This is a genomic window from Gallibacterium salpingitidis (assembly GCF_001678495.1).
GTDB classification, from domain to species: domain Bacteria; phylum Pseudomonadota; class Gammaproteobacteria; order Enterobacterales; family Pasteurellaceae; genus Gallibacterium; species Gallibacterium salpingitidis.
In genome coordinates, this window is record NZ_JTJL01000084.1 from 1 (window position 1) to 4151 (window position 4151).

The following is a 4151-nucleotide window of genomic DNA, read 5'->3' on the forward strand; positions in this document are numbered from 1 at the left end:
AGATACTGTCGCACGACCCGGTTGAGTAGTTTGCACTAAACCTGCAGTTGCCATTGCACCAGCAATACCGCCACGAGATTCCTTAGTTAAGTTATCAACTCGTTTGTTAACTTTGTTGATCTCTTGTGTAGTATTAGCAGCCATACGTTTCAGTTGACGAACATTCACTGCATCAGTGTCATTAACACCTTCCGCTACACCACGAATACGAGTTGGTTTGTCTGCTGTACCAACATTTAACACGTTAGTACCATCGCTATCTGTGCTGGTATTCATAGTGACATTACCGCCAATAGTGATTTGTTTGAATTTAAGATTATCTGCTAAATTCACTTTATAGATAGTCTTATCACTATTGCTGGTGTCTTTTGTCACTTTGATATTACCATCGTCATTAGCTACTTCGACATTTGCTTTCTTCGCTACTTCTTTAATTGCATCGCTAATGGTGTTCTTACCAGTGCCACCGATATCTTTGGCCACGGTAGTCTTAGTACCATCACCATTATCGACTTCTGTCACTTCGGTGCCAATGAGGTCACGTAACTGACCGCCGTTGATAGCTTGTTTGCTATCTTTGGCAATCTTACCGTTATCCACATTGTCCAATGTCATTGCAGAGCCGACGGTTGATTTATCGGACGCATCTGGGTTCACCATCTTCACGCCAGCGACTTTGGTATCTTCGACTGAGGTGTTTTCGAGGTCTAGGGTACCGTCCGCTTTCACCATGAAGAACTTATCACCGACTTTCGCTAATGGTTTACCTGCCTTATTCACATAAGCCATAGGCATACCGTTAACGCTGATGGTGTAGCTAAAGGTTGTTTCACCAGTTTTCTCATCTTTGCTGTCTTTAACCTCAGAGATTTGTGTATTTGCACCAGCTTCCACTTTCACGGTGTCGCCCAGTTTCATCTTCTTATCACTGCTGGTCACGACTTTACCGTCTTTATCACGTGTTTCAGTCGCGATACCTATACCTTTATCAAGCTCTGTCTTAATATTGCCTGTCGCATCACTGACCGCTTTAATAGCCTTGTCCATTTGACCCTTATTAACAGCATCGTTGTCAGCTACGGCATCAGCAATATTACCCAACTTAGTTGCCTTCTTAGTGCTGCCATCAACACCTACCACTGAAAGTTTAGTTGGTGCTGTCTCTTTCAAGCCAGCAAGTGCTTTAGCTGCAGATCCATCCTTAGCATCGCTATCAGCTTCCACCGCAATGTACTTACCTGCAGCATCCTTAGTATACCAACCAGCAGGTTGATCCTTACCAGCTTCACCCGCTGCTAGATATTGCGCACCAGCTTTTTCTAAGGATTGTACATCTTTAAGTTGATATGACTTACCACCAACATTAACGATACGGTTATTGCTATCATCAGTGTAGACTACAGTACCCGCAGTACCATCGCGAAGTGCATCCACTTTATCGATGATAGAACCATTGTCCACGCCGTCTTTACCGTTGTGACCATTAGTACCATCTTTGCCATCAAGACCTAATTGTTCTTTAAGGTCATCTAAAGCACCTTTGGTTACAGCAGTATCAGGAGCTGTACCATCTTTGATACCAGAGATAACGACTTTACCATCAGCGCCGTCTTTACCATCTTTACCAAAGACAACATCGCCATCTTTCGTAGTAGTGATAGTCGTTGTTGTAGCTCCATCTTCACCATTGTTAAGTTTCACACCTTCAAAAGTTGGTGTTTTCTTCATCTCAATGCGTAAAGTATCATCACCATCTTTATGGGTAATCAAGTTATCTGGTGAGTATTGGTCAGCATTCGCTGTCTTAGTATCCTTAGATGCCTTAGCAGCGTCCGCTGTCACATACTCAACATCACTACCCTTGATATTCAAGATAGAGCTTAATGGACGACGAATGATAGAGCCATCGTTACCCATGAAGTTTAAGCCTACTTGAGCCACTTTTTGGAGATCACCTAAAGTCGCTGCATGGTCTAACTTCGCAGAAGCCGGATCAGCATTTACCAAGTCAGCTACCGCATTGTTACGGTAAGTGGCTTTCTTCTCAGCGTCTTTCTCTTCAGCGATTAACTTCTCAACAGCTTTAGCTTTGTACTCTGCTTTCACGCTATCATCTTGCTCGTCCAATTTAGAACCAGAGTGTTCGCCAGCATACAATTCTGCTGCTTTACTATCAATAGCTTTCTGTTGAGCTGTTTTCTCTTCCTCTGTCATCATATCTTTAAGATTAGATGCCAAATTAGCAAGCACAGTTGGATTATTGGTTTGACCATCCGCATTCACCGCTGAAAGAATCACTTCGCTAGCATCAACAGGAGATGCTTTTATTTCAGTAGCAAGTTGTGCCAATGTTTTACCATTTTTAGCATCAGGTTTCAGTGTACCATCAGGGTTAAATTGACCCTGTTCATACCACAAGCCATCACTAGCACGTGCATAATTTGTAGCAACATCATCCTTGTAGAATGCGCCGTTTTCTACCAATAGACGGTTACCATCTTTATCGGTATACACCACAGTACCTGCTACACCATCACGTAAAGCTTGAACCTTAAGTGCGGTACTTAAGCCGTTTTGACCGTCACGACCTGCAGGTCCAGGAAGTCCGTTAGCACCTAGGTTACCATCTGCACCGTTCTTACCTGGGATACCTTGAGCACCTGGTTGTCCTGGTTGACCAGCTGGACCAGCGATAGATTTACCATCTTGACCAGTCGCACCATCCACACCGTTAACTGGACCGTCACCAACTTTCATAGCAAGGTCAGCTACTCGACTTTCAGTTAACTCACGAGCAATAGCTATAACTTGAAGGTCTTTCACCGCAACAGCGTTGTTGAGATTTTTTTCTTGAGCCACTAAGCTATCAATAGCATCTTCAATCGCTTTATCCTTAGCGGCTTGGTTAAGCTTATTCATTGCAACGGTTAAGTAAGCCTCTTTCACGTTTTGAGCCACTTTACCGTCATCCCAATCCTGAGCAGCATTTTCAGCTTTTGGATTATCCTTCACATAAGCTTCTTTCGCTGCGGCAACCACTTCTTCACTTTCATTGGTGTACTCAGCTGGTGTTGCTACATTCAAGTTCTCTTTCACGTTTTTGAGTGAAATAAGTTGATTAACTTCACCCTTATCGTCTACAAGCGCAACAGCTGCTGGAGATTTACCATTCTTCACGACATCGTTAGTATAAGTAGTGTAGACAGCCGTATTAGGATCTTTTCCCTCTACTGTGAACCAACCTGGTTGCTGACCGTCAAGAGTTGTAGCCGTACCTTTAAGACGATCAATATCCGCTTGAGTCAAGTACACCGCTTTCGCATTAGTAATAGTCGCCGCATCTGCCGCACTGTAGAACTTACCATCGGCAAGTTTCTTCATGCTGTCCATACGCTTACCTTGGTCATCAATGTAAACCACTGGCGCTTCTAACTTATTCACATACGTGTTACTTGCATCACCAGAAAGGTTATCAAGTTTGTTCTTAATGCTTTGAGCTAAATCGATAGTCACTTTACCATCAGCTGCATTCGTCTCTACGTAGCCTGATGTGCCGTTAATGTCTAAAGCAGTACCAAGTGCACGGTGTACTTCACCTGTGTCACCTTTAAAGGTCAAGCCTGCCAATCCTAAGGTTTGTAAATCACCTACGGTTGCTGCATGACCTAACTCAGCACCAGACTTAGCGTATAAACCGCCTAGACCGTCTTTATTAGTACCTGCGACAGATGTGCGGGCAGTTTCTACCTTAGCAGCCAATTTCTCAGCTATCGCTGCTGCTTTTTGTGCATTGATAAGATCATTCGCAGCATTCTCATTAGCTTGTTTATAAGTAGTCCATGAACCTAGTTCGTGCTCATTTTCATAAGCCGCTTTCGCCTTCTCTTCCGCTAACTTATCAACTTCAGCTTGGGCTACAGACACATCATCAAGATTACGCGCCAAGTTAGCTAAAGTAGTTGGAGCAGCGGTTTCACCATTCGCATTCACCGCTGATAGGATAACGTCTTCCGCCTTAACGTAGTTATCGTTGTTTTGGTAAACATCATCACCACCAGCTAATTCATGAAGTGATTTACCTTGACCAGCTGCGGTATCTTTTAAGGTACCGTCATCATTCACAAGGTCTTTGTTATACCATAAACCATCGT

1 protein-coding gene is annotated in these 4151 nt (G+C 43.6%); it reads right to left on the bottom strand.

Translation table 11 applies throughout. The features are described 5' to 3' along the window. A partial coding sequence (locus tag QS62_RS11660) for a hypothetical protein (RefSeq protein WP_231923716.1) occupies positions 1–4151 on the bottom strand: 4151 nt, incomplete at both ends.